General features: G+C 69.0%; 1 protein-coding gene. It reads left to right on the plus strand.

The features are described from left to right. Nucleotides 1–422: tyrosine-type recombinase/integrase (locus tag AACY49_RS30565; RefSeq protein ID WP_339528012.1), on the plus strand; the 422-nt coding region annotated here is incomplete at its 5' end. Between the last annotated feature and the right edge of the window lie 68 nt (nucleotides 423–490).

The raw sequence follows: 490 nt of genomic DNA on the forward strand, positions 1-490 counted from the left end.
GGCTGACGGGGGCAATTCTGCCGCTGGGCGCGACGCTGAGCGTGACGGGCAAGCGCGACAAGACGCGGATCGTGCCGCTGCTGCCGCAAGTGCGCGCCGCGATCGAATCCTATGTCGCGCTCAGCCCCTATGGCACCGCGCGCGATGCGCCGCTGTTTCGGGGCGCAAAGGGCGGGCCGTTATCGCCGCGTCTGGTGCGCCGCGCGGTTCAGCGCGCGCGGGTGCGGTTGGGATTGCCCGACCGCACCACGCCGCACGCGCTGCGCCACAGCTTCGCCACGCATTTGCTGGGGCGCGGCGCGGATTTGCGGGCACTTCAGGAATTGCTCGGCCATGCCAGCCTCAGTTCCACGCAAATCTATACCCAGGTCGACGCGGCGCATTTGCTCGATGTGTACCGCAACGCGCATCCGCGTGCCTAGCAGCGCGGCTGCCAGCGCAGCAGACGCCAGACGTAAAACACGCCGACCGCCCCGATCGTCGCCATCGT

It is taken from the genome of Pseudomonas sp. EL_65y_Pfl2_R96, assembly GCF_963970905.1.
In the GTDB taxonomy this organism is placed as follows: domain Bacteria; phylum Pseudomonadota; class Gammaproteobacteria; order Pseudomonadales; family Pseudomonadaceae; genus Aquipseudomonas.